The 1,534-nt window shown below is 79.3% G+C and carries 1 protein-coding gene; it reads right to left on the reverse strand.

Annotated elements, in window-relative coordinates; all coding sequences use genetic code 11:
• Nucleotides 1-16 precede the first annotated feature (16 nt).
• A complete protein-coding gene (locus tag E1211_RS32000) occupies nucleotides 17-1,339 on the reverse strand; it encodes a cobyrinate a,c-diamide synthase (protein WP_132353969.1) in 1,323 nt (440 codons plus the stop codon).
• Nucleotides 1,340-1,534 lie beyond the last annotated feature (195 nt).

Here is a 1,534-nt window from a genome sequence, read left to right on the forward strand (position 1 = left end):
GTGTGGGGGTGGGGGGTCAGTGGGCGGCGGCCTCGACCAGGCGCCGGGCGGCCCCGGGGTGACCCGCCCAGTGGGTGTGCAGGTAGGAGGCGTGCACGCGGCCGTCCACGAAGCCGTGCGCGACGTCGTCCCAGCGCCACGCCGGCCGGTCCCCGTGCCCGGGGTCGGTGACCGTACGGTGGAACTCGTGCCCGTGCACCGGTTGGCCGGCCGCGGCGAGCGGCGAATCGACGGCGGCGACCGCCGCGCGGTAGCCGAGGGTGAGCCGGCCGGTCATCCGCGCGGTGAGGTCGAGCCGCCCGCACATCGGCACCCCGTCCAGGGCCCGGCCGAGGTAGAGCAGCCCCGCGCACTCGGCGACCACCGGGCCGGGGAAGCCGGCCAGCTCGGCGCGGAGCGACGTGTTCGCGGCGAGCTGCTCCGCGTACGCCTCGGGGAAGCCGCCGCCGATCACCACCGCGCCGGTATCGGCGGGCAGCGCCGGGTCGTGCAGCGGATCGAAGACGGCGACGCGGGCCCCGGCCGCGGCGAGCAGCTCGGTGGTCTCGGCGTACGAGAAGGTGAAGGCGGGGCCACCGGCGACCGCCACCACCGGACGCAGCCCGGTCGGGCCGCCGACGGCGACGGCCGGATCCCAGGCGGGCACGGTCAGCGGCGGGGCGGTACCGGCCAGCTCCAGTACCGCGTCGAGGTCGACGGTCGCCTCGACGAGCTCGGCGAGCGCGCTGACGACGGCCACCGACTCCGGTGCCCGCTCGGCGACCGGCACCAGCCCGAGGTGCCGCGACGGGGCGGCGACCTCGGTGGCGCGGGCGACCGCCCCGAGCACCGGTACGCCCACCTCGGCGAGCGCGTCGCGTAGCAGCCGCTCGTGCCGGGGCGAGCCGACCCGGTTGAGGATCACCCCGCCGATGCGCACGGCCGGGTCGAAGGCGGCCATGCCCAGCGCCAGCGCGGCGGCCGAGCGGCCCTGCGCGGTGGTGTCCAGCACCAGCAGCACCGGCGCGTCGATCAGCCGGGCGACGTGCGCCGTGGAGGCGTAGCCACGCCGGCCGACAGCGCCGTCGTGCAGCCCCATCACGCCCTCCACCACGGCGACGTCGGCCGGCGTCGGCGTGCTCGCCCCGTGCCGTAGCAGCGGGGCGATCCGCTCCTCGCCGACCAGCCAGGGGTCGAGGTTGCGGCCCGGGCGGCCGGCGGCGAGCGCGTGGTAACCGGGGTCGATGTAGTCCGGGCCGACCTTGTGCGGGCTCACCGCCAGGCCGCGGCGGCGCAGCGCGGCGAGCAGCCCGGTGGCGACCGTGGTCTTGCCGTGCCCGCTGCCGGGCGCGGCGACCACCAGCCGGGGAAGTGCCCACGGCGTCGCCGGGCCTTCCGTCGAGGCGCCCGGTCCGGCCGGACCCGGGGTCGGGGCGCCCGGTCCGGCCGGACCCGGGGTCGGGGCGGCCGGTCCGGCCGGACCCGGGGTCGGGGCGGCCGGTCCGGCCGGACCCGGGGTCGGGGCGGCCGGTCCGGCCGGACCCGGGGTCGGGGC

The sequence above is a fragment of the Micromonospora sp. 15K316 genome, assembly GCF_004348525.1.
GTDB lineage: Bacteria > Actinomycetota > Actinomycetes > Mycobacteriales > Micromonosporaceae > Micromonospora.